At 61.7% G+C, this 24,541-nt stretch carries 21 protein-coding genes; 7 read left to right on the forward strand and 14 right to left on the reverse strand.

The genetic code is table 11. From position 1 onward, the window contains the following. Positions 1 to 4 precede the first annotated feature (4 nt). The 7 genes from fhmpcd1 to P9272_RS08050 all read right to left on the reverse strand — a co-directional run bounded on the left by fhmpcd1 (position 5) and on the right by P9272_RS08050 (position 6,565). On the reverse strand, positions 5 to 934 hold the full coding sequence (gene fhmpcd1 / locus P9272_RS08020) for a 5-formyl-3-hydroxy-2-methylpyridine 4-carboxylate 5-dehydrogenase (protein ID WP_278160095.1): 930 nt from the start codon (positions 932 to 934) through the stop codon (positions 5 to 7). Then, positions 934 to 2,568 carry a choline dehydrogenase gene (locus P9272_RS08025; protein ID WP_278160096.1) on the reverse strand — a complete coding sequence of 545 codons (1,635 nt, stop codon included), beginning with the start codon at positions 2,566 to 2,568 and terminating at the stop codon, positions 934 to 936. The genes fhmpcd1 and P9272_RS08025 overlap by 1 nt, the downstream gene beginning before the upstream one ends. Before the next feature lie 108 nt (positions 2,569 to 2,676). After that, positions 2,677 to 3,399 (reverse strand): class II aldolase/adducin family protein, encoded by a 723-nt coding sequence (locus P9272_RS08030; RefSeq protein WP_278160097.1) that lies wholly within the window; start codon positions 3,397 to 3,399, stop codon positions 2,677 to 2,679. Between the two features lie 69 nt (positions 3,400 to 3,468). Further along, on the reverse strand, positions 3,469 to 3,927 hold the full coding sequence (locus tag P9272_RS08035) for a YbhB/YbcL family Raf kinase inhibitor-like protein (RefSeq protein ID WP_128256562.1): 459 nt from the start codon (positions 3,925 to 3,927) through the stop codon (positions 3,469 to 3,471). A gap of 30 nt (positions 3,928 to 3,957) precedes the next feature. Next, positions 3,958 to 4,548 carry an amino acid synthesis family protein gene (locus P9272_RS08040; RefSeq protein WP_128256563.1) on the reverse strand — a complete coding sequence of 197 codons (591 nt, stop codon included), beginning with the start codon at positions 4,546 to 4,548 and terminating at the stop codon, positions 3,958 to 3,960. 71 nt (positions 4,549 to 4,619) lie between these two features. Next, complete coding sequence (locus P9272_RS08045; RefSeq protein ID WP_128256564.1) at positions 4,620 to 5,759, reverse strand: NAD(P)/FAD-dependent oxidoreductase; 1,140 nt, start codon at positions 5,757 to 5,759, stop codon at positions 4,620 to 4,622. A 44-nt stretch (positions 5,760 to 5,803) separates the two neighbouring features. Further along, positions 5,804 to 6,565: an alpha/beta hydrolase gene (locus tag P9272_RS08050; RefSeq protein WP_278160220.1), complete on the reverse strand. Its 762-nt coding sequence runs from the start codon at positions 6,563 to 6,565 to the stop codon at positions 5,804 to 5,806. 255 nt (positions 6,566 to 6,820) lie between these two features. On the opposite strand from P9272_RS08050, the gene P9272_RS08055 reads away from it, so the two are divergent. Together P9272_RS08055 and P9272_RS08060 are read left to right on the forward strand one after the other, a co-directional pair. Next, entirely contained in the window at positions 6,821 to 7,492 is a 672-nt protein-coding gene (locus tag P9272_RS08055) for a GntR family transcriptional regulator (RefSeq protein WP_278160098.1), read from the forward strand. Positions 7,493 to 7,612: 120 nt separating this feature from the next. After that, positions 7,613 to 9,172: a GMC family oxidoreductase gene (locus P9272_RS08060; RefSeq protein ID WP_278160099.1), complete on the forward strand. Its 1,560-nt coding sequence runs from the start codon at positions 7,613 to 7,615 to the stop codon at positions 9,170 to 9,172. A 399-nt stretch (positions 9,173 to 9,571) separates the two neighbouring features. Here the strand turns inward: P9272_RS08060 and P9272_RS08065 are convergent, their stop codons facing one another. After that, a complete protein-coding gene (locus P9272_RS08065; RefSeq protein WP_278160100.1) occupies positions 9,572 to 10,591 on the reverse strand; it encodes an NAD-dependent epimerase in 1,020 nt (339 codons plus the stop codon). 228 nt (positions 10,592 to 10,819) lie between these two features. Here P9272_RS08065 and P9272_RS08070 point away from each other — a divergent pair, with 228 nt between their 5' ends. From P9272_RS08070 to P9272_RS08090, 5 genes are all read left to right on the forward strand, one after another. Then, the gene (locus P9272_RS08070) at positions 10,820 to 13,468 is read left to right on the forward strand and encodes an AMP-binding protein (RefSeq protein WP_278160101.1); all 2,649 of its coding nucleotides are present in this window, start codon (positions 10,820 to 10,822) and stop codon (positions 13,466 to 13,468) included. Then, positions 13,465 to 14,448 (forward strand): NAD(+) synthase, encoded by a 984-nt coding sequence (gene nadE / locus P9272_RS08075; protein ID WP_278160102.1) that lies wholly within the window; start codon positions 13,465 to 13,467, stop codon positions 14,446 to 14,448. Before P9272_RS08070 ends, nadE begins: the two co-directional genes overlap by 4 nt. Before the next feature lie 5 nt (positions 14,449 to 14,453). After that, positions 14,454 to 16,475 (forward strand): asparagine synthase (glutamine-hydrolyzing), encoded by a 2,022-nt coding sequence (gene asnB / locus P9272_RS08080; protein ID WP_278160103.1) that lies wholly within the window; start codon positions 14,454 to 14,456, stop codon positions 16,473 to 16,475. Further along, on the forward strand, positions 16,472 to 18,025 hold the full coding sequence (locus tag P9272_RS08085; RefSeq protein WP_278160104.1) for an AMP-binding protein: 1,554 nt from the start codon (positions 16,472 to 16,474) through the stop codon (positions 18,023 to 18,025). Before asnB ends, P9272_RS08085 begins: the two co-directional genes overlap by 4 nt. Positions 18,026 to 18,087: 62 nt before the next feature. Continuing rightward, the gene (locus tag P9272_RS08090) at positions 18,088 to 18,351 is read left to right on the forward strand and encodes an acyl carrier protein (RefSeq protein ID WP_278160105.1); all 264 of its coding nucleotides are present in this window, start codon (positions 18,088 to 18,090) and stop codon (positions 18,349 to 18,351) included. Between the two features lie 18 nt (positions 18,352 to 18,369). Here the strand turns inward: P9272_RS08090 and P9272_RS08095 are convergent, their stop codons facing one another. From P9272_RS08095 to P9272_RS08120, 6 genes are all read right to left on the reverse strand, one after another. Next, complete coding sequence (locus P9272_RS08095; protein ID WP_278160106.1) at positions 18,370 to 19,062, reverse strand: class I SAM-dependent methyltransferase; 693 nt, start codon at positions 19,060 to 19,062, stop codon at positions 18,370 to 18,372. Between the two features lie 54 nt (positions 19,063 to 19,116). Then, complete coding sequence (locus P9272_RS08100) at positions 19,117 to 20,337, reverse strand: polysaccharide biosynthesis/export family protein (RefSeq protein ID WP_278160107.1); 1,221 nt, start codon at positions 20,335 to 20,337, stop codon at positions 19,117 to 19,119. Between the two features lie 28 nt (positions 20,338 to 20,365). Then, positions 20,366 to 21,634, reverse strand: coding sequence for a hypothetical protein (locus P9272_RS08105; RefSeq protein ID WP_128256573.1), 1,269 nt, complete (start codon positions 21,632 to 21,634; stop codon positions 20,366 to 20,368). Then, positions 21,631 to 22,635: an SDR family NAD(P)-dependent oxidoreductase gene (locus P9272_RS08110; RefSeq protein WP_128256790.1), complete on the reverse strand. Its 1,005-nt coding sequence runs from the start codon at positions 22,633 to 22,635 to the stop codon at positions 21,631 to 21,633. The genes P9272_RS08105 and P9272_RS08110 overlap by 4 nt, the downstream gene beginning before the upstream one ends. Before the next feature lie 66 nt (positions 22,636 to 22,701). Then, positions 22,702 to 23,376, reverse strand: a complete 675-nt coding sequence (locus P9272_RS08115) for a sugar transferase (protein ID WP_278160108.1) — start codon at positions 23,374 to 23,376, stop codon at positions 22,702 to 22,704. Next, entirely contained in the window at positions 23,373 to 24,509 is a 1,137-nt protein-coding gene (locus P9272_RS08120) for a DegT/DnrJ/EryC1/StrS aminotransferase family protein (RefSeq protein WP_128256575.1), read from the reverse strand. Before P9272_RS08120 ends, P9272_RS08115 begins: the two co-directional genes overlap by 4 nt. Between the last annotated feature and the right edge of the window lie 32 nt (positions 24,510 to 24,541).

The raw sequence follows: 24,541 nt of genomic DNA on the forward strand, positions 1-24,541 counted from the left end.
TCGGCTACTCCCGGCCTTCCAGGATGCGCCGCACCGCGACGAGCTTGCGCGCCCGTTCGCCTTGCAGCGCCCTGATCTGCTCGGGCGTGTAGGAGAACATCCCCTCGCCCGACTTGATGCCGAGCTTCGACGCGTTGGTCTTTTCCAGCACCATCGGCGCGACGTCGTCGCGGTTGGAAAGATCGGCGTTGAGGAAGGACGAAACGGACTTATAGATATCGAGGCCTGCCATATCGAGCAGCGCCATCGGCCCGACCACGGCGATCTTGTAGCCGATGCCCCAGGACACGCAGGTGTCGAGGTCTTCCGGCTCGATGACGCCGCGCTCGACGAGGTCGACCGCCTCGCGCAGCAACGCATAGAGCACGCGGTTCTCGACGAAGCCCGGAACGTCCTTCTTCACCACCACCGGCAGCAGGCCGATCGAACGGATCAGGTCGCGAATAACAGCCACGGTTTGCGGCGCGGTCTTCTCGCCGGCGATCACCTCGATCATCGGAATGATGTGCGGCGGGTTCGACCAGTGCATGCCCACCATCCGCTGCGGATGCGAGATATGCGCCTGCAGCTTGGTGATCGGGATGCCGGACGTGTCGGACGCCACGATCGTGTCCGCCGCTATTAGCCCATCGATGGCGCGATAGACATCGGCCTTGACCGAAATGTTCTCGGGAACGTTCTCGATGACGAGGTCGGCACCCGATACCGCGTCGGCTATGTCGTCCGTGAAGCGAACCGTTCCCGCTCCGGCCGGGGGCGGCGCGATGCCCAGGGAATCGAGCACGATTTCGGCCACGCTGAGCATGGTTCCACCCCGCTCGATCGCCGCCGGAGCGACATCGTAGGCCACGACCTGAAGGCCGCCTCTGGCGAGCCGAGCGGCCATGCCAGGCCCCATCGTGCCCAGCCCAATGATGGCGATACGTTGGATCATCACGCTGCCCTGCTTTCAGTTGCTGCTTTTGTTGCCGCGACAAGGTCGGCGGCCTTCTCGGCAATCATGATCACTGCCGCGTTGATGTTTCCGCAGACGAGGTCGGGCATGACGGAAGCATCCACCACGCGCAGGCCGTCAACGCCGCGAACTCGCAATTGCGGGTCGACAACCGAGGCCGCGTCCGCTCCCATCCGGCAGGTGCCGGCCGGATGATGCACGGTGATGGAGGTCTTGCGGATATGCCCATCGATCTCGTCATCGCTCTGGCACTTGGGACCGGGGAAGAACTCCGCCTCGATGAAAGGCTGCATGGAAGGTTGCGCCGCGAGATCCCTTGCCACCCGGAAGCCGGCCCGCAGCGATTGCCAGTCCTTCGGCGAGGCCAGGAAATTCTGGTGGATGAGGGGCGCCGCGGAAGCATCGGCCGAGGCCAGTTTCACCGCGCCGCGACTCTCGGGCTGCGTGGCCACCACGCGCGTTGCGAAACCGTCGGGAAACGGTGCCTTGAACGGCTTGAAATAGGGCCATGCCGCGAGTGGAGCTGCCGTGAAGAGCAGTTGCACATCAGGCAACAGCCGCTCCGGACCGCTCTTCAGGAAGGCGACGACCCCGCCGGGCACATCGCCCGAAAAACCGCGCCCCGTAAGGTAGGTCTTGGCGAAATCCAGCCCGATGCGATCGGCGCGCATGTTGTGCAGGAACGGCCCCGAGCCGCGGCGTCTGTACATGAGAATGACCGAGACGTGATCCTGCAGGTTCTTGCCGACCGCGGGCAGGTTGACCCGTGTCTGGATGCCGTGCGCGGCAAGCTCGTCCGGCGCCCCGATGCCGGACAGCATCATGAGTTGCGGCGTGTTGATCACCCCGCCGGAAAGCAGCACCTCCTTGCGCGCGATGACCGTCCGTTCGCTGCCGCGATGGTTTATCGCCACGCCGGTGGCGCGCGCGCCTTCCAGGATGATCTTCGTCGCCATCGCTTCGGTAAGAACGGTAAGATTGGGCCGCCGCAGGACCGGCCGAAGATAGGCCGACGCCGTCGAGCTGCGCCGCCCCTTGGAGATCGTCATCTGGAGGCGGCCGAAGCCTTCCTGCCGCTCGCCATTGTAGTCGTCGGTCTGCGGGTAGCCCGCCTGCACGCTGGCCTGCGCAAACGCATCGATCAGCGTGTCCTTGTAGCGGCAGAACTGCGTATTCACCGGACCGGAACCGCCGCGAAAGCGGCTCTCGCCCCGTTCCCAGCTTTCCTGCTTCCGGAAATAGGGCAGGACCTTGTCATACGACCAGTCGCTTAGCCCGCTGGCGGCCCAGCGGTCGTAGTCGCCGCGATTTCCGCGCACATAGGCCATGGCGTTGGTCGACGACGATCCGCCGATGACCTTGCCGCGCGCGCACTCGACCTTGCGCCCGCCGACATTGTCCTCCGGCTCGCAGAAATACATCCAGTCGTGCCGGCGCTCAGTCAGGATCTTGCCCCATCCAAGCGGTATGTGGATCATGGGGTCGCGGTCCCAGCCGCCGGCCTCAAGCAACAGCACCGAGCATCCCGGATCGGCGCTCAGCCGGTTGGCGAGCACGCAACCGGCCGATCCGGCCCCAACGATGACATAGTCGTAACTTTGCGCGTGCTGCATGTTTCATTGCCTTCGTCCGGCGCCCGAGCGCCAGGGAACTATTGAAACCGAGCCTGGAAATCCCGGCACGGACCGGGACCACCTAGCCATTCCACAAGACGACCGGCACTAGAGCAGGCCAGCCTCTCTCAGGCGCTGCGACCAGTGGTTCCACCCGCGGTCGATCTGGGCGCCAACGAGCTTTCCCGCCGTCTTGATCTCGCCCGGCGACAGATACTTGATCTTGCCGATCTGCAGGCCGGCCGTGAGCGCCTTCGCTTCCTGCTCGAGATAGAAGGCGCGGAAGACGACCTCGCGCACGGAGTTGCCGACATTGACGACGCCATGACGCGCCATGAGGACCACGGTGCTGCCGCCGAGGCTTTCGGCAATGTCCGCGCAGACACCGGGGCTGCCGCCGAAGAGGTCCGTGTCGTCGCCGTGCTTGTCGCGGATCTCGTAGACCGGGACGGACTCGCCGATGAAGGCCCCCATATGGGTGACCGGCCGCAGCGGCGTGTCGACAAAGCAATAGGGCAAGACGGCCGGTGAGTGTGTGTGGAGCACGCACTGGACGTCCGGCCGCGCCTTGTAGATCTCGCTGTGAATATAGCGCTCCAGGTAGGAGGGCCGGTTGTCCGACGTCTCGCCGTCGAGATTGAAGCGCTGGATATCGTCGACGGTTATCAGGCTCGGCGCGAGCTTCTGAGCCAGAAAGAAGCTTTCGGGGTCCTCGGGGTCACGGGCGCTGATGTGCCCGAACGTATCGAGGATGCCCTCATTCAGAAGTATCTTCGTCGCCGTGACCAGCTCTTCGAAGACCTTCCGGCGCACTAAGCTGTTGTCTTTCATTTCAATTCTCCCATTACGCGGCGATGGCGGCCATTTTTGTTATTGTTATCGGCCGCCGCGCCCCGGATTTCACTTGTTCTCGTAGATGCCGACGATCCGATTCTGCTCGATGATGTTCCCAGCATATTTCTGCAGGAACTCTTCCCTGGTGGGGATGCCTTCGACCTTTGTGTTGAGGGCATAGATCCAGAAGTAGTAATGATGCTCGCCATGGCCGGCGGGAGGCTGCGGCCCGTAATACTGCCTGTGGCCGGCGCCGTTGGGCCCGACGCGAAACTTCTCCTGCGCGTCCGAAAGGTCGGTGGTCGAGGGATCGATCCCGTAGACGACCCAATGCGTGAAACCATTCGCCAGGGGCGCGTCCGGATCATGGCAGATCAGCGCCAGTTCCATTGTTCCTGCAGGAACGCCGCTGATCCTGAGCCTGGGCACCACGTTTCCCTTGTCGCCTGCGTGTTCGTCGCGAAGTCTTCCGAGCGGCTGGAAATCCGCCGACGTAATCTTGAGGTCCTTGATGTTCAGGGGCATTGAATCTCGTCCTTCAGCAATTCGATCGAACTAGACACCGGCCTTGAGGTCGGCGACGGATTTACCCCCGACGCGCTGATGCACGCGCGGGCCCGATGCGACCGCAACGCAGATCAGGAGTTCGTCCGGGCGCGGCGCATCCGGCACGGAAAAAGTGACGGCGTCGTAATGGGAGCGGATATAGAGCTCGTCCTTGTGGGCAAGCGGAATATCGATGGTGGTGCCGGCCACGGCGACCTTGCTGACAGACGAGATCCAGGCTTTGCCGCCGCCGACCTGCTGGCGCAGCGGATCGCCGAATACGGTGGTGATGCAGGCGACTACATGTTCCTGCTCTCCGGCCGTGCCCGCGATACCGCCCTTGCCATAGCTCTCGACCGGCCTGTTGCCGAGCAGCGCCACGGCACGTTCGCCAAGCGCATGGCCGATAGCCGAACTGGGATTGGTAAGATCAGACAATTCGGCGACGAATTTTCCGGCGAACGGATTGCGTATGACAACCCCAGTCGCGACCTTGACGAGGGTCTCGCCAGGCGTGCCGCCGTCATGCCGGCTTTCCTGGACCGAGGCGTACCATCCCCTGACATCGTAATCCCGCTCGACTTCACTGGAATAATTCATCTTTATCTCCTGAAGGGAGCGCGCATCTTTCGCGCGCCCCGATTAATCCGTTGACCGGGTCTGCCAGAGCCCTATTGCGGCCACGAGTAGACACGGCGCAGCGGGTCGAAGCGCGCGGCCTCGAGCGCGGCCGGCGTGAACATGTTTCCCTTGGAAAGCGAGCGGTTCGCCGCATAGTCGCCCGACAGGGCCTGGCAGCGATCGGTAATCGGGCGAATACGCGTCTCCCAGGCGACGAGCGCATCCTCGACCGAAGCGCTCTCCTCCAGGTCCTGCGACAGGCTGAAAGCATTGACCATCGCGCAACCGGCGCCCTGGGCAAGAGCCGGGCACATCGCATGCGCGGCGTCGCCCACCAGCGCCACCTTGCCTCTTGTCCAGCTATCCAGCTTGTTCGTCTGATACGTGTCGTACCGCGCAGTCTCGAGCTTCGCGGCTTCGACCAGGCACGGTTCGAGGAAAGGGAACATCTCGACCCAGACCTCGAGGTCGAGCGGAACTTTCGACCCACGCGGATCGGCCGCCGGCGCCATCAGACCCAGATACAGTTCGTTCTCGTTGCAGGGCGAGTAAAGGATACGTTGGACGCGCGGCCAGAAGTTCCACATGTCGATGGTGTTGTCCCACTCGCCGTGGCCGAGTTCCTTCTTCTTGCGCGGGACGATCAGCCGGATAATTCCGTCCTTCGACGTCCAGCGGTCCTGCTTAAATCCTATGGAGTCCCTGACCTTGGAGCCTACGCCGTCCGCTCCGACGATCAGGTCGGCTTCCAGAACCTCGCCGGTCTGGAGGGTCAGCCGGCCTTCCGGGTCGGCGGCGACCGCCTCGGAATCGATGCGAATATCGATCCCCAGGGCACGAGCGCGGCTGACGAGAGCATTGTGCAAATGGCTGCGCGTCATGATACGCCAGGGAAGCCCGTTGAACGTCTCCTTGGAGATCGACTTGTTGTGCATCCAGGTTTCGTAGGTCGGAGGCGTGTGCGATCCCTGGAGAACATCGTCCAAGGCGCCCAGCCCTTCGAGCACGCGAAGGCCGTTGTGCCAGAGATAGATGCCCGCGCCGAATGCCCGGAGCTCCGAGCTTTTTTCGTGCAACCTGACGTCCCAGCCGTTCTGCTTGAGAGCGATGGCGGCCGTCAGGCCGGCAAAGCCCCCACCGGCGACCTCCGCACGACGCGTCTTGCCCGGAGTTCTGTTTACATTGGCCATTTTTTGTCCTGATGCTGCGTACAAGAAGACGACGCGACGAGCCGTCAGGCGTCGATGAAATTCGTGATGGCTTTCAGCGTGACCTCGGGACACACTTCGTTGACGTAGTGGTCGGCTCCCGGGACGACGACCACGGGCAGATCGGGCCGTAGCCGACTGGTCTTTGCCAGCGCCGCCGCCGAAACCAGCTTGCTCTCTTCGCCGCGGACGATGAGGACGGGCTTCGCCACGTCGCGCCACGCCTGCGTCAGGTCCGCGCGAAGGCCCTTGGCGGTCTGAGCCATTGCCGAGGGCGACGCCAGCGGACGCAGGCCGCCTTCGACCTGCCGATAGCCGCTCTCGGCTCTGATCCTGATGGCGCCGGCGGGAATATTCGGATAGCGGCCCGCGAGATATGCCTGGACGGCCTCGACATCGCTGAAAATCCGATCTCCGGCGTTCACCCGACTCTCCAGCGCATCGAGCGCTTCGGTCTCGATATAGGGGGTGAAGTCGATCGCGATCACGGACCGCACCAGCTCCGGATTTCTCGCCGCCGCGGTGACGGAGTTCCTGGCGCCGAGCGAATGTCCGACGAGGATGGCGGGGCCCCGGCCGAGCGTGCGTATCAGGCTGGCAATGTCGTCCGCGTAGTCATTCGCCTCGTAGCCGCTTTCGGGCTTGTCGCTGAGGCCATGCCCTCTCTGGTCGACAGCTACGGTCGTGAAGCGGGCCGAGAGCTGCGCCATCAACGGCGCGAAGACCGCGGAGTTGGAAGTGATCCCGTGGAAGAACAGCATCAACGGACCGGTACCGCTCTCGCGCACGTTCAAGACGATCCGATTGGTGTTCACGCGTCGCGAACCAACCTGGCTGGAAAGTACGTCTGCCACCACGTTTATGATCCCCGACGCTGCCGCTTTCTCGCGTAAGAGGATCATACAACCACGAGGGCGTCAACCTGGATTGTCTGACATTCTTGCAATCTTAAAAGTTGACAATCTGGCTGTTCCCGCTGTCCAATGCTCGCGGCCTCGCATATGATGCGTCAGATTCCGACCCTGAGCCATGAGACGTAACCGATGCTGCCCGAACTGAATTTGCGGATTTCGCCACGAACAGTGCAGCAAGAGACTGTCGACAAGCTGCGGCTCGCGATCCTGTCCGGCCTGTTCCAGCCAGGAAGCCGCCTTATTGAAAGCCAGTTGTGCACACAACTCGGCGTCAGTCGCCCCTCGCTGAGGGAGGCATTGCGCAGCCTTGAGGCCGAACGCCTGATCGAGATCGTGCCCAATCGCGGGCCGTCGATACCGGCGCTTTCATGGAGCGAGGCAACCGCAATCTACGAGGTTCGAGAGCTGCTGGAAGTGGAGGCCGCCGGACGATGCGCGTCAAGAATTCACGCCGAACAGTTGCGTGAGCTTGAGAAATCGCTTCTCGCGTTTGAAGAGGCCGCTTCGAGCAATGACAGCTTGGCCCAGGTCATGACCGCGGCCGACTTCTATTCAATCATACTCGCCAATTGCGGCAATCCCATCCTCGAGGAGGTCCATCGCGGTCTGGTGGCCAGGATCAGCTTTTTTCGGGGACGCTCGATGTCTTTGGAGGGCAGAGCACAAAGCAGCCTGGCGGAGATGCGGGAGATATTCGAATCCATTGCCGCCGGCGACGAGAAGGCTGCCCGCAAAGCCTCGAAACGGCACCTTTTGAAGGCAAAGGCGGCGGCAAAGATGTCCATGAGCAGCGAGAGCTGAGGCCTCGGAGACGACGTTCCGCTGAAGTCTCGAAATCCTGTGTTTCGGATCGCGCGTTTGCGGCACTGCTGGGCGCGGAACCGTTGAGGTCTCTCGTTAATACGGAAGTTGGGAGTGGAGATGACCAAGGGGACTGGCGGGCGCAATCCGGATGCCGATGTTGTCATCGTGGGCGCTGGCTCGGCAGGCTCGCTGCTTGCGGCGCGGCTGAGCGAAGAGCCGGCCCGTCGCGTTCTGCTGATCGAGGCAGGCGAGGAGGCGACCGACCCCGACATCCGGAATCCGGCTGCCTGGCCGACGCTTCAGGGCCGCAGCTACGACTGGGACTATCGTACGGAGCCGCAAGCCGGCACGGCGGGCCGCGTGCACCATTGGGCGCGCGGACGGCTGATCGGCGGCTCGAGTTGCCTGCACGCCATGGGCTACATGCGCGGCCATCCCTCCGACTTCCAGGCCTGGGCCGACGCGGCTGGCGATCACCGATGGAGTTGGAATGAACTGCTGCCGGTTTTCCAGGCCATCGAAAACCACCCGCTTGGCGGCGACGGCATTCACGGCAAGGGCGGGCCGTTGCCGGTCTATTTGCCGACGGACGAAGTAAGTCCGCTTGCCCGCGCCTTCATCGAGGCAGGCGCGTCGTTGGGTCTGCCTCGCCTCGAGGGTCACAACAGCGGAGAGATGATCGGCGTCACCCCGAACTCTCTGAACATTCGAGACGGGCAGCGGGTCACGGTGGCCGACGCCTGGCTCACGCCGTCTGTTCGAAGCCGCGGAAATCTAACCATCCTGAGGGGATCCCGTGTACGACGGCTGATCTTGGACGGCAATCGGATGCGCAATCTCGAAGTTGTGGGGCGACAGGGCAGCCTTTTGGAAGTCTTTGCGGATCAAGTGGTGCTCTGCGCCGGCGCGCTGGAAAGTCCGGCTTTGCTGATGCGCTCAGGCATCGGCCCGCACGATATTCTGCAGGCCGCCGGCGTTGGCTGTTTGATCGATATGCCGGAAATCGGTCGAAACCTTCAGGACCATCTGCTTGGTGCCGGCAATGTTTATGCGGCCCGCAAGCCGGTCCCGCCGTCGCGCCTCCAGCATTCCGAGTCGATGGCCTATATGCGAGCCGCCGGGTTCTCCGGGACCGGACAGCCCGAAATCGTCGTGGGCTGTGGCGTGGCGCCGATCGTGTCCGAACGCTTTCAGGCGCCCGCCCCCGGCACGGCATATTCGTTGCTGTTCGGAATCACGCACCCCACGAGCCGCGGCGGCATGCGTATAAGCGGGCCAGAGCTCGATGATCGCTTGATCATCGACCCCGCATACCTGCAAACCAGCCAGGATCAAAAACTGTTTCGACAGGCTCTTGGGGCGGCACGAGAGATCGGCCATCGAGACGAACTCGCCGATTGGCGAGAGCGCGAGCTTCTGCCAGCCGCGCCGAACGGTGAAGCGGAGATCGACGGTTTCATAGCGCAGTCGGTGATTACACACCACCATCCCTGCGGCACCTGCAGGATGGGCAAGGACGTGGACGCCGTCGTCGACGCGAATCTACGGCTCAAGGCGGTTGACAATCTTTTTGTCGTGGACGCGTCGATTATGCCCAGTCTCACCGCGGGACCGATTCATGCTGCGGTTCTCGCGATCGCCGAGACTTTCGCGCGATGGCACCGGACATCGCTATGAGCTTGCCAGAACTGATCTCCCTGGCCGGTTAGCCCGTCATTTCTCCCGCGGGCCCGCAGATCCATTCCTTCGGTACAGATTGCCTTGTGTTCGGCATACAGGCACGGGAGATGCGCGCGACTGTTGGCGGCCATACCATCCAGGCTATAGCGATTCTTCAGCGCGTTCTTCTTCGATCTCGCCGCCGGTTCGTTTAAAACTGGAACAGCGACAGCGAATCGAGGGCTTCCAGGGCCCGAGACATCCTCAACTTCCTGTCAAACTTCCCTATAAGGCACCGATAAACAAGGATAATCCTAGGCTCCGAGGACACGTTGAAGCGATTGATTTCATCGCGAGAGCGCACCTTCAGCCGGAGTCTCCAACTGCGACTGCGTTGCTATGTCGAAACAGTCCGGTTCAGACTTGATAAAACTCCCGATACCAGTCCACGAAACGGCGGACCCCGATCTCGATCGGGATCCTAGGCCGGAAGCCGGTCGCTTGCTCAAGTGAGCTGACATCGGCACAGGTCGCGGGCACGTCACCCGGCTGGAGCGGCATGCAGTTGCGTTTCGCTTTTTTTCCCAGCGCGTCTTCCAGAAGTTCGATCAAACGGTTCAACTCAACCGGCGAACTGCCGCCGATGTTGTGGATCCTGAACGGCGCATTGCTGGTCGCGGGGTCAGGCGCGGCACTGCTCCAGTCCTTGTCGGGTGTGGCAGGCAGTTGCATTATGCGGATTACGCCCTCGATGACATCATCGATATAGGTGAAGTCTCGCTGCATGTTGCCATGGTTGAAGACGTCGATGGGCTCTCCTGCGAGTATGGCCTTGGTAAAGATAAACAGGGCCATGTCGGGGCGACCCCATGGACCGTAGACGGTGAAGAACCGCAAACCAGTCGTCGGCAGCCGGAGAAGATGGCTGTAGCTATGGGCCATCAACTCGTTGGCCCTCTTGCTGGCGGCGTAGAGACTGAGCGGGTGATCCGCGGAGTCGTGAACGGAGAACGGCATTCGCGTGCTGCCGCCATAAATCGAGCTCGAGGACGCATAGACCAGGTGGCCGACCGAGGCGTGGCGGCATCCTTCCAGGACATTGAGGAATCCGCTCAGATTGCTCTCGCCATAGGCATATGGATTGGTGAGCGAATGACGAACGCCGGCCTGGGCTGCGAGATTGACGACGATTTCCGGATCAACCGAGGCAATGAGCGCCGAAACGCGGTCACGATCGGCGAGATCGACATGCTCGAACCGGAAATGCGGAAATTCCTCCAATTGATCGAGGCGGGCCCGCTTCAGGCTGACGTCATAATATTCACTCATGGAATCGAGACCTACAACTTGCCAACCATCGCTAAGCAATCTCCGGCATAGATGAAAGCCGATGAAACCCGCTGCCCCGGTGACAAGAACAGGCCTATTTGATGTCACGGCATATCCCCAACGTTAAGCTGTGACCCGATTCACACCCGTTTCCACCCTCGCCTCTCTTTGTCCCCGGAAGCATCATCAGAATGATCGATGAAACATCTGCTCAGCGGAGCCATAACCAAACTTCACCTCTAGCTCAGGCAAGCCATGCTCCCGGCATATGTGAAGGCACAAGCAGCGGATCTTGATGAGGCCCCTGTTCCGCAAAGCCCGCCCGGATGGGTAGAGGTGCGTAATTATCCTCTGGACCGGGGCGGACCTGCGTTGCGGTCCTTTCAGCCCTTGCCAACCGCGTTTGCGGATATGGGGATCGGTCCTCGACTGGAAGCCGTGGTAAGGCAATATCCGCACAAGATCGCCATCAACGACGGCGCGGATGAACTCTCCTATTCGGCGCTCGGCGCCGCCGTTGCAATTCTATCCCGCCGCGTTGCGAATGCCGTTCCCGAAGGCAGGCCGGTCGGAATCTGCCAGCCATGCTCCGTCTGGAGCCTCGTCGCCATGCTCGCCACGATGGCAGCCGGACGGATTTCGATTCCGCTTAATGCGAGAGATCCCGGTCCCCGAATCCGCGAGATTGTGTCAGCAGCCAAGCTCTCGGCCATGCTGGGCATGGGCAACAGGCCCAGCAATCTGCCTACGGAGATTCAGTGGATCGACATGGGCGTAAGTTCGGCCTCCGAGCTAGAGCGTTTAGCCAAGTCCTTGCCGCATCCTTCGGTCGATGCGCCGGCCATAATTCTCTATACCTCGGGTAGCACAGGGCGCCCTAAGGGCATCGTCAACAGCCAGCGCAGCTTGCTGTGGCGTGTGCAACAATATGTCGAAGCGTGTCACATCAATTCGGACGATGTTTTTCTCCCCTTGGCAGGCTTGGCTACGATAGCCGGCTGCCGCGAGATCCTGGCGGCCCTCCTCACTGGGGCCACCGTGCAGCTCGTTGAACTGGAGGCAGTCGGGCTGCGCGGTGTCCGCGCACGGATGCAGGACCAGGGCACGACCATCACATACATCGTGCCCGCCTTGCTTCGAACGCTGATGGCGGATGCCTGCTCCGATACGTTCAGATCACTCCGGATCGTCCGCGTCGGCGGCGAGAAAGTGCTGTGGTCCGACATTGCCCTTCTGCGCAAAGTCGTCCCGCCGCATTGCCTCATCCAGATCGGCTATTCGTCCACGGAAACGACAGGATCGCAATGGTTCGTGCCATTGGCCCCTCAGAACACCGAGCCCGACGTGCCGGTTGGTCGGCTTTTGCCGGGGATCGCGTTCTCGATTGTCGATGACGAAGGACACATCGTTGTGCCGGGCGAAACGGGGGAGCTCGTGATCAAGAGCCCCTATGTGCTGCTTGGGCATTGGGAAAATGGCGCCGTGATCCCTGTCGATGCCGACCCCGAAGACCCGCATGTGCGAATTTTTCCGACCGGCGATCTGGTACGGTTGGACAATGATGGGTTGCTGAGGATCATCGGCCGGAAGGGGCGGCAGATAAAGGTCAACGGGCGACGCATCGAACCGGCTGAGCTCGAAAGAGTGCTGCGATCCGCTGCATCGGTTAAGGACGCTGTGGCGATCGTAACGGAGGCAGCCGAACTGGTCGCATTCGCCGTTCCAGGCGATGTCGCCGGCCCGGACTTCGTGGAGGATCTGCGCCGGCTGATTGCCGACACGCTCCCTCCAGCGCTGCGGCCCCTGCGGCTTCACCGCGTGAGCGAGATCCCCTGCCTGGACGGCGGAAAGATCGACCTCGTCAAACTTGGTAAAATGGATCTGCTCGCCAAGAGGCCGGTCGTCACCGCCGATCCGCCCGGTTCGGACGCCGATTCCGCGGTGACGAAGGCGGTACAAAAGGCGTGGGGGAAGGTTCTCAACACCCCTGCGGCTACGGGCAGGTGGGACGAGGCAGGGGGAGACTCGCTGAAGCTGCTGCACTGTGTGATGGAGATCGAGAATCTCATCGGCCAGGATCTCGGCCTTGAGAGTTTCACCGTCGAGATGAGCGCGGGCGAGATGGTGAAAGCTGTCCTCACGGCGCAGGCAGCTGCATCCGGCAAAGCCGCACCCGAGCATAACCCGCCGCCGCTTTTCCTGTTTCCCGGATCCGTCGGCTACGGTCCAAGCCTTGCCGCCTTTGCCTCCGCCATGGGAAAAACCGCGAAGGTGGTTCCAATCAGGTACCCCGGCCTCACTCTCATCCTTGGCGGACAGAGCGATCTCGCCAGCATGGCAGACGCCGCGATCCAGCAAATCAACCGCGTTCAGCTGTCGGGCCATGTCAGGCTTCTAGGCCACTCGCTCGGCGGAGCCGTGGCGCTGGAAGTAGCCGTGCGCCTGATCAAGGCTGGGCGGTCTGTCAAGTTCATCGGCATCCTCGATACAAGCCTTGAGGGCGAGCGCAGCCGTCTGTGGGACACCATAACCCGTACAGTGCGCCGGCTGCGGTCCAACCGCATCTCGTTCCATCGCGTAGCCTGCCGTGCCCTGGCGAAGATCGCGGTCAGATTGGGTTACGAAACCCGTCTGGCACGCGCCATCGACCGTTACACCGAAGGCCAGTTCAACGGAGCCTGCTTCCGCGTCAGGCTTGAACTGCAGGAGGTTTTGCGGGCTCGCGCATTTTTCCGATGGCTGGAGGAACCCAAGCCAGCGCTTGCTGTCCAAGGGACCCTGTTTCGCTGCGCTCGCCCTGGTATGTCCCGCGCCATCGGGTGGGATCAAGTGTTTCGCGACCTGCAGGTGGTTCCGATTGTCGGCACACACATTGATCTTGTCGTGGAGCCTCACGTCGCAACCAACCGTCCGCTGATCGAGAAAGCCGTTTTGCAAACATATACGACGGCCGAAACCCTGCAATTGGAGGTTCGCGCGGCGTGATCTCGGGATTCACCAAGGAAGCACTGGCATTGGACGCAGCCGCGGAGGCGGACCGCATTGTGTCTTCGACGCGCGAGCAGGTTCTGGTCACGCTCCGGCGGCGCGGCGTGGTGGTCGGGCTGTCGGGTGGCATCGACAGCTCCGTGGTCGCATCCTTGTGCGTGCGCGCCTTCGGGAAGGACAAGGTGCTGGGCATTTTCATGCCGGAGCGAGACTCCTCGGGAGACTCGCTGAGGCTCGGACGTGTGATCGCGGCTCAGCTGGGCATCGACACTCTCGTTGAAGACATCGCCCCGGCGCTGGATGCCATCGGCGCCTATCGCCGGCAGATCGAGGCGATCCGCGCCGTTGTTCCGGAGTATGGCGAAGGTTGGAAATGCAAGCTGGTGCTGACCTCGGTTCTGGAGAGCCAAGGCCTCAACATCACCCGTCTTACGGTTCAGGCTCCCGACGGCCAGACCAACACGGTTCGGCTGCCCTTGACAGCCTATCTGCAGATCGTCGCCGCGACCAATTACAAGCAGCGCATCCGCAAGATGACCGAATATTATCACGCGGACCGCCTCGGCTATGCTGTTGCCGGAACGCCGAACCGGCTCGAATACGACCAGGGTTTCTTCGTCAAGCAAGGCGACGGCATCGCCGATGTCATGCCGATCGTGCACCTGTACAAAACACAGGTCTACCAATTGGCTGACTATCTCGGTGTGGACGAAGAAATCCGCCGCAGGCCGCCGACCACCGACACATTCTCCATGGCGCAAAGCCAGGAGGAATTCTACTTCGCGCTGCCTTACCACCTGACGGACCTATGCCTCTATGGGATCAACCACGGGTTGTGCGCCGACGAGGTCGCAGCCGTCGCGGGCCTCACCGGCGGCCAGGTAGAGAAGGTCTTCAAGGACATCGAAGCGAAGCGTCGGGCAGCAAGGTATCTGCATGCGCGGCCCTTACCGTCCGTACCGATGGATGTGGACTGACGACGATGTGCGGGATCGCCGGGATACTGGCGCTGAACGCCACCGCGGAACCACCTTCGCGCGAAGCATTGTTGCGCATGGCTGGCGCGCTTGCGCATCGCGGTCCCGACGAGCGGGGGCTCTACCGCGACAGACGCGCCGGGCTGGCGCATGCCCGCTTGTCGGTCGTCGATCTTCAACACGGGCAGCAGCCCCTTGCCGACCCCGATGGCCCGGCTTGGATCGTCTTCAATGGCGAGATTTTCAATTATCTCGAACTGCGCGACAGGCTGTTTGCCCTCGGCCATCGGTTCCACACCCGCAGCGATACCGAAGTCGTCCTGCACGCCTATCGGGAGTGGGGCCAGGCAGCCTTCGAGCGTATGAACGGCCAATGGGCGCTGGCGATCTGGGACCCGGCTGCAGGCCGACTCGTGTTGTCGCGCGATCGCTACGGCATTTGCCCGCTGCATTTTTGCGAGCATGGCGGCCGCCTGTTCTTTGCAAGCGAAGTCAAAGCGATTTTCGCCGCCGAGATCGCAATCCCGCGCGCGTTCGATCCGGCCGGCATCGATCAGACCTTCACCATGTGGACGGCTGTTGCTCCGCAGAACGTGTTCCAGGGCATCCGGGAACTCCCGCCCGGACACGTGCGCCTCTACGACAAAGGCGCGCCGCGAGAACACCCATTCTGGCAACCGCGCTTTCCGGAAATCCAGGATCAGGACCGGGGCCGGTTTGGCGGCTCCCGAGACGAGGCGGTGGAGGAAGTGCGGCTGATGCTGGAAGGCGCCACGGCCTTGCGAATCGTGCAGGCCGACGTACCGGTTGGCTGCTATCTGTCAGGCGGCCTCGACAGCTCTCTAGTCGCCACGCTCGGAAGGCGCTTCGCCGGCGAGCGTTTCCAGACCTTCTCGCTGCGTTTTGCCGATGCAGAATATGACGAGACCGAATTCCAGCGGCTTGTCGCGGATGCGACGGGCAGCGAGCATCACGAATTAGTTGTTTCCCGCGGCGATATAGCCGCAGTCTTTCCCGAGGTGATCCGTCACACCGAGCGGCCAATCCTCAGGACCGCGCCGGCGCCGCTCTTCCTGCTGTCAAGGCTCGTGCGGGAACGCGGCATCAAAGTCGTGCTGACCGGGGAAGGCGCCGATGAAATGTTTGCTGGTTATGATCTGTTCCGCGAGGGGAAAGTCCGCCGCTTCTGGGGACGCCAGCCGGCATCGACAAGGCGCGCCCGCTTGCTTGAGCGGCTTTATCCTTACCTCTCGCGCTCGCCGGTTCATCAGCAGGGACTGGCCCGCCAGTTCTTCGGCCGCAACATTGAGGCCCACGCCTCGGCCGGATTTGCCCACGACACGCGCTGGCGCACGACCAGCGCCATCAAGCGCCTATTCTGCCCCGATATGCGGGCTGCCTCCGAACGCCGCGATGCGGTGAGCGAACTGATCTCGACGCTGCCGGCCGAATTTCTACGCTGGAGCCCCCTCGCCCAGGATCAGTATATCGAGATCCGAACCCTGATGTCGGGCTACCTGCTATCCTCGCAAGGCGACAGAATGCTGATGGCTCACTCCGTCGAGGGCCGCTTTCCCTTCCTCGATGACAATGTCGTGTCGTTGGCGAACGCGCTCCCCGACGCTTACAAGCTGCGCGGCCTAGACGAGAAGCACGTGCTGAAGCGCGTCGCGGCGCCGATCCTGCCGCCTGAGGTTGTCGCCCGGAAGAAGCAGCCCTACCGGGCGCCCAATGCGATGAGTTTCTTTGCCGACGACGCGCCGGCCTACATTGCTGATGCCCTGTCCGAGACGGCAGTGCGGGCGGCCGGCGTCTTCGACCCCGAGTCGGTGAGCCGGCTGGTTGGAAAGTGCCAAGCTCGAACCGGCGGCGGCGACATGTCGAATTCCGACAACATGGCCCTGGTCGGCGTGCTGTCGACGCAGCTTCTCCATCAGCAGTTTGTTGCGACCCGCCCGGCCGGCGTGACGAGCCCAGATCTCAGCATCGACGTCGACTACGAGCGCCGGGAAAGGGTGCCAGCATGATCCACGGCGCCGTACCGCTCCTGCATGATTATCTGACCCACTCCGCCGGCCGGCTCGGCGACAAGGTGGCGTTGGTCTGCAACAGGCAGCGCTACACCTATGCCGAAATCGACGAGCGTTCGAATGGAATCGCGCAGTGCCTGGTGAGCGCCGGCGTGCAACGTGGCGATCGCGTGATGATCTTCGCCGACAACACGATTGAGACAGTCGTCAACTTCTGGGCGGTGCTCAAGGCAAACGCCGTCGTGTGCGTCGTCAATCCACTCACCAAAAGCGACAAGCTCGATTATCTGCTGAATGATTGCCGGCCGGCGGCGCTAATCACCGATCAGCATCTGCGCTCGGTGTTCGATGGACCGGTGCACAATTGCGGTTGGCTGCGACAGCTGATCGTCTCGGGGCGGATCGAGGACGACGAGCTCAGCCGGCTGCCGCACGCGATAGCCTGGGAGGCCGCCGCCGAGAGAACGCCGGCCGCGCCGAAACGCAAATCAATCGACATCGATCTCGCCGCCATCATCTACACGTCAGGGTCCACAGGTGAGCCCAAAGGCGTGATGCTGACCCACCGCAACATGACGACGGCATGTACTTCGATCGCGTCATATCTGGAGCTTCGCGAGGACGAGGTGATCCTCAACGTCCTGCCCCTCGCCTTCGACTACGGTCTTTATCAGATGCTAATGGCATTCCGCACCGGCGCTCGGCTCGTTCTAGAACGCTCCTTCGCCTTCCCGGCGCAGATCCTTCAGATCATCAAGCACGAGAGGATCACAGGCTTCCCCGGCGTGCCCACCATCTTCGCCTCGCTGGCGGAGCTCAAGTCGCTGAAGGATGACGACTTCTCGAGCATCCGCTATGTAACCAACACCGCCGCCGCCTTGCCGCTCAAGCACATCGCCATGCTCAAGGACCTGTTTAAGGGCGCCCGAATCTATTCGATGTACGGGCTCACCGAATGCAAGCGCTGCACCTATCTGCCGCCGGCAGATCTCGAACGAAAACCGCTGAGCGTCGGGATCGCGATCCCGAACACCGAGATGTGGATCGTCGACGACAACGACCAGCGGGTCGAGCCTGGGACTGTCGGCCAGCTTGTCATCCGCGGCGCGACAGTGATGAAGGGCTACTGGGGCAAACCGGAAGCGACCGCCAGGAGGCTCAAGCCCGGCCCCTTGCCGGGCGAGCAGGTACTCTACACCGGCGACTACTGCCGGATGGATGAGGAGGGCTACCTCTATTTCATCGGCCGCAGCGACGAGATCATAAAATCCCGGGGCGAGAAGGTCGCGCCCAAGGAAGTTGAGAACGTGCTGGTGAACATCCCGGGCGTCAAGGAGGCTGCGGTGGTCGGCGTGGCCGACGAGCTTCTCGGCCAGGCCGTGAAGGCTTTCGTCGTGATCGAGCAAGGCCACATTGTCGGCGAGCGGCAGCTTCAGATGGAATGCCAAAGGCGGCTGGAGAACTTCATGGTCCCGAAGTCCATCGTCATCGTACCCAGCCTGCCGAGGACGGATACAGGGAAACTCAAGAAGGTGGCTCTTTCGTAGCGCCTGTTGAACGGCGCGGACCGTATTCAGTTTTTGTCGGAGGGTGATCTATGGATACGTTTATGGCAACGAAGCCCGCGGGCGACATTTACACCAAACAAATTCGCGATTTCCTGGCTTCGAACTTCTACATCGCCGACGTGAAATCGCTGAGCGCCACGGAATCGCTGCTCGATCAGGGCATCGTGGATTCCACCGGCGTGCTCGAGGTCATCGGCTTTATAGAAGAGACCTTTGGCGTCACTGTCGAAGACAGTGAGCTGCTCCCGGAGAACCTCGATTCCATCCAGGGCATAGCGCAGTTCATCGCTCGCAAGAGGGGATGAGTTCCATCTGGGAAGCCCTCAGGTCTGTGGCTTAGCGTATCCGAGCACGACACGCGCCTCGCCGGCACGGTTGGTGACAGAACGGATGCCCTCATAGCTCCTGCTGCGATCCAACAGGCTTGCGACCTGGCGGTCCTGGCCAAGTCCAACCTCGAACAGGAGAGCGCCGCTGGGCCGTAAATACCGCAAAGCATCCTTCACCACGCGCATGTGGATGGCGATGCCGTAAGGTCCGGCCGCAAAAGCCTCGCGCGGCTCAAGAGCGACCAGATGAGAGCGATCCCCCTCAAGCCGTTTCTCCGAGATGTAGGGCGGATTGCAAACTATGACGTCGATCGAGCCCTGAGGCACCAGCGTCGAGAGAGCTTCGAACAGATCGCCCTGGTGAACCGACACCCGATCGACCAGCCCATGGTGGGCGACATTCCGGCACGCCACCTCGACGCATCCGTCGGTAAGATCGCTTGCCCAGACCCGCGCCGTCGGAACCTGGTGGGCGATCGCACAAGCGAGATTGCCGGCCCCGCAGCACATGTCGATCACGCGGGGCGCCGGCAGGCTCATTTGATGCAACACGTCGACGGCGGTCGAGCCCAACAACTCCGTCTCCGGCCTTGGAACAAGCGCACCGGAGGCGACAAGCATCTCCATTCCCATGAAGACCGCGCTGCCTCTGCTATAGGCGCCCGCGACATCGATGTCCTGGCTCAAGACTTGCCTCCACAACCGGATCAGCGCTTGCCCAATGGTGCAGAAGCGCCGGCGCTATTGTGCCGCCGCGCTTTCCAATTCGTTGCTGAACCTGACCTCGATCGTATCTCCCGGCACGACCTCGGCGTCCTCGTCGGCGGCCTGCTTGCGCCATTGCCCGTCGACATTGCGAACAATCGTCATCTGGGCTCGAACGGTCTCGCCGGCAATGGAAAGAGGCGCGGCGGTAGCACCCAGCGGCTGCAACTTCTGGCTCGCCGCGCGAAGCCTCGTGCCGATATCGGCCAGCCGCACCTCGGTGTCCCGCAATTCGTTCAGCAGGCCGATGCGCCTTTGGTTCTCGTTGCGCTCGAGCTGCCTGGCAAAGTCTTCCCGCTGGCGCTGCGTTCTCATCAGCTCGACCGATGTTTCCAGCGCCCGGCTGGAGGAAAGCAGGACGGCGCGCCGGACATCTGCGAGCCTGTTGTTGGTCAGGTTTCCAGCCTTGAACGCCTTGGTGACCTGCTCCAGGTCGTCTTCATCGGCCTTGACGCCAGCCGCTTCATCCTGCGCGCGTTTCATCAGCGTCTCGATCTGCGCCGCGGCATCGTTGGCGCCCTTCTCGACAAAACTCTGCTCTTGCTGAAAATTATCCAGGGAGAGCTTGAGCGCTTCCGCTTCAGCCTTCGCTATGCCCGCCGCGAGCGATGGCGAAAGCGGCGATCCTTGCGGGGGCTGCGCGTCGAAGCTTTCCTGCTTGTCGAGCTCGGCCCGCAGGCGCGCGCTGTGGAAATAATCCCTGGTGTATTCTCCCCAGATCATCTCGTAATCGCGTCGCAGGTCCGTCGGATCCGGACCTGCCTGGTTGGTTCGCGCCCGCAAGAGGCTGAAACCGCCGGCCACGGCGATCGCCTGGCGCACGGTCATTAGTGGACGGTAGACCTGCTGTCCGGGGGTGAGCACATCGCCGGTCACATAGATCGGGCGATACTCGGCGATAATCGCCGTGACGTCGCTAGGCCTTACGACGGCAATCTGTTCGCGGCCATCGGGCATGCGGATGTGAAAGATCTTGGTCGGCAGGATCGCTTGCATACGGCTCTGCAATTCGGGTGGCGTCAGACCGCCGACCGAGACCGTGCCGGCCTCGGGCAGCACGATCGTGCCATCCATCTGGACCACGGCACGCTGCGTTCGGTCGGGAATGGAGATTATTCCGATTTCGACCGTGTCGCCCGGCGAAATCCGATAAGGTGTTGACGGATCGGCTGCCGCGGCCATCGGCAGAGCGCTCATCAGAGCAAGCGCCGCGAGAAGAGATCGGTTAAGGTTGACCATTCGCAACAACCTCCTTCGGGTCGCGTTGTTCGGGCCAGTCAAGTCGAGTGACGAACTCGTAAACCGGCCCCCCCGGCACGCCCCAATTGCTTGACCAGATTACCTGTGAGCCATCCGGAGAGGGCGAGGCGTGTGTTTCGCTCCAATAGTCGAATGGAACATTTCGTGTCTGCGCAATGCGCCGAACGGCACCGCTTCCATCGATGCGAAGTGCAACGATCTCGCGAGCATAGGGGGCCCAGGTTGGATTGGCCGCTATCTCCTCCGGATCGCCGCCGTAGCTTACGAATGCCCATCCTGGCCTGTTCAGCGCGCGCGTCGATACATGCTCGGCCAGGCCGTACGCGGTAAGGGAGGTGACTTTCCCGTCCGACAGCCTGCGCTTGATTGTGTGATACTTGTCTGGATCTGATTTGCTGATCCCGACCAAGACTTCGTTTCCGTCGTCGTCGAGCGTGATGTCACCGTGACCGGGCCGATGATGGTCTGTCCATCTCTGAAGCAAGGTGCCGTCGACGGCAAAAATTACCCTCTGTTCTGTGTCGTCAATAAGGTTCGGGGAGCACACAATACTCGTTCCGAGTGGAGAGATCGTGCAGGAACTGGTCGTTCCGGGGACTTGAGCAAGGTCGATGTCCGGAAATTTCTGCCGCTGATTCAGATCATACGCAAAAACGACGTCCGCGCCGTCCTTGCGGATCGCGCGGACCGCGATGCGGCTACCGTCCCGGCTGGGATTGCCCTTCGATGGACCGAACTGCAGGTCGTGGTAGTCCGCGGATGTGAAAAGGATGTCTTCGTGGTTGGTCCGTGGCGCCCAGGTCGAGACCGCCCGGTCCTGAACACAGATCATCAATTCGGCATTTCGGGGATGCCACTCGCACTCGCCTCCTCGTTTGCGCCAAAACAGCGCCTCGTAGGTGTGCCCGTCGAGAAAGCACATTCCGTTGCAGCCGTTGTCGAGCAGGAGCAATGTCTGGTCCGCGTTCCAGGCCTGAGCGCTGGAATAGCGATGGCTGCAATATTTGGGCCCGCAAACGACCCCATTTCCAAGAGGGCCAGGCTTGGAGATGCGCACAACACTCGTGCCTAATGCGGGATCGGTGGCGGGACGAAGATAGTCAGGCAGATCCATCGCCACCGGAGCCACAAAGCCGGCCGACGTGTCGCTCGCCTGACCCCCGCTCGCCCGCAGGCCGACAATTGCGGCAAGGCAAACCAGCAGCACTGCAGCGGAAAGCGCGGGAAACCTCATGTCATGTAGCTCATCTCGTGACGGACTCGCCCTTCGCTCAGCCGCGCGCGCCACCACGCGATCGTCCGTCTCAGACCTTCGCGCAAGTCGGTTTGCGCCCTCCATCCCGTTGCGCTCTCGAGCCGGGATGAATCCGCCAGCAGAGCCCGAACCTCCGAATTTTGCGGGCGCAGCCGGCTCTCGTCACGATGGACCGGCTTGTTGGAACCGCTCAACTCCAGCACCAGGTCCAGGACGTCGGATATGGTCACGGCGCGCTGGCTTCCGGCATTGTAGGCATGGCCGAATTCGAGGACGGCGGAGCCTGCACTGAGAAACGCCGAGGCCGTGTCTTCGACGAAGGTAAGGTCGCGAACCGGGCTCGTATCCCCTACCATGATGGCTTGGCATTTTGGGTCGAGGGCCTGCCTGATGAGTGTCGGAACAATCGCGCGTTCGCTTTGCCGTGGCCCGAATGTATTGAAGGGACGAAGCACCACGACCGGAACGTCGAACGAACGGGCGTAAGATTCCGCCATCATGTCGGCTCCGATCTTGGAAGCTGAGTAGGGCGACTGGCCCTGCAGCGGGTGGGTCTCGCTGATCGGCATCGTCAAAGCTGTGCCATACACCTCACTTGTCGAGGTGTGCACGATGCGCTCGGTATCCCACTGACGGGCTGCTTCGAGCACATTCACGGTGCCCAGGACGTTGGTCTCCACATAGGACTGGGCGGCTGCATAGGAGTACGGGATGGCGATCAATGCTGCGAGATGAAACACGACGGCTTGGCCGCGTACGATCCGGTTAAGGAAGGCACTGTCGCGAACATCGCCGCGGACGAGCTTGAGTTGGCTTCGAATCTCGTCCGGCAGATCATCCAGCCACCCATGGCTGTCGAACGAATTGTAGAGCGCCAACGCCGTGACATCGGCCCCGCCGCGAACCAGCGCTTCAGTCAGATGCGACCCTATGAAGCCATCAGCCCCGGTGACCAATACCCTCTTTCCCTTGTAGGTCATGTCCTGACAGTCCTCGCGCTCCTTGACCTCAACCCGGTAAATGCTGCGATCGACCATTTGAACGGCTCAAGCGCCGGCCGAATGGTCCGCCGCCCTGCCGAGAACTATGAAAACACCTCGAATGATAAGCGCCGTGTCCGAAAGGATGGTCCGGCGGCCATAATATGAAAGGTCGATCCTCGCCTTTGCCGGAAACAGGACCTCCTTGTAGTAGACTGTTGGCTCGACATCTCGAGGATAGAAATGAGCCTCATGGCGGAATATGATCTGAGCGGGACCGAACAGACCTGGCTTGTATTGCAGGACAGCTTCGTAACCGTCCCTGAAGCACTCAGCGAATGACAAACTCTCGGGGCGTGGACCCACCAGCGCCATTTCGCCCTTCAGAACGTTCCACAACTGCGGCAGTTCATCCATTTTGCTAAACGCGAGAAACCTGCCCACCCGCGTCATGCGCTGGTCATTGGCAAGCGTCAGTGCAAGCCCCCCCGCATCGCAGCGCGGATAGAATTTCCGGAACTTGTACATGCGGAAAAGCTGACCGCCGGCGCCAATCCGCGGTTGAACAAAGAGCACCGGGCGCCCGCCTTCCAGCAGCAGCGCCACTGCAACGAGCAGCATCAGCGGCGACAGCACAATCAGGCCGGCCAACGAGGCTATGATGTCCATGGCGCGTCGGCCAAATCCATGGCTTACGCAACGCATTGCAAGCCGGCCAATGGGCATGTCGAACGCGTTCATGCTGCTGTCCCTGCCCGGGCGCTGCTGTTGAGCGCGGATGCCAGGGCGTCAACGACTGCTTCCGCCACGGGAGATGTTATCTGCGGATGCAGCGGAATGGTCAGTTCACGGTCGGCGAAGTCCTCGGTGCGCGGCAGGTGAACTCCGGGGAAAAGCTCCCGGTAGAGCGTCATTTGATGCACAGGCGGATAGTGAATTGTCGTCTGTATGCCCTGCTCCCGCAGATCATCGATGACCTCTTGCCTGTTGACGTAGCGGGGCAAGAGGATCGGCATGATGTGGTAGGCAGAACGGCGCGGCTCGGCAAATGGTATCGAAACGGCCGGACAGCGCATGGCGATGAGACGTCGATACAATGTGACAAGGACACGCCTGATCTCATTCCATTCCTGTAAATTCCGAAGCTGAACCAAGCCGATGGCAGCGCGCATTTCATCCATGCGATAGTTGAAGCCCAGCATGGTCACATCGTATTGCGGCGTGCGGCTGTTCAATCTCTGCCGCGTGCCGGTGGTCATGCCGTGGCCACGCGCCTGGCGAACCTTCTCCCGCAGGTCCGGATCACGCGTTATGACCACGCCGCCTTCGGCGGTGGTCATGTTCTTGTTGCCGTAGAAGCTGAATGCCGCCCCCGCACCAAATGTCCCAACCTCTTTCAGGCCAGGCGCGTGCGCGGCGTCCTCGATAATGTAAAGCCCTCGCACGCTTGCGAATGTCTGCCACTCCTGTCTGTTTGCCAGATAGCCTGCGAAATGGACAAGGATTACAGCCCTGGTGCGGGAGGTGCAGCTTGCCTCCGCATCTTCGACCGACATCAAAGGCACGTCATCGGATTCGATATCGACGAAGACCGGCTTGGCGCCTACGTACAAGACTGCGCTCACGGTCGCCACGAATGTCAATGAAGGCACCAGAACCTCGTCGCCGGGTCCGATCCCAAGTCCATGGAGAATAAGATGGAGGGCTGCGGTGCAGGAACTGACGGCGACACAATCGTCGGCTCCGTGCATCGCGGCGAACGCTTCTTCGAATGCCCTGACGCGTTCACCCATCGTCAGCCAGCCGCTGTCGATTACTTTCGACAAAGCGGCCTTCTCCGGCACACCTAATAGGGGAGCACTAACCAAGAGCATCCCAACCTCCCGGTGACTCTCGCGACTGGAAA

This window comes from Mesorhizobium sp. WSM4976 (genome assembly GCF_029625685.1).
GTDB lineage: Bacteria > Pseudomonadota > Alphaproteobacteria > Rhizobiales > Rhizobiaceae > Mesorhizobium.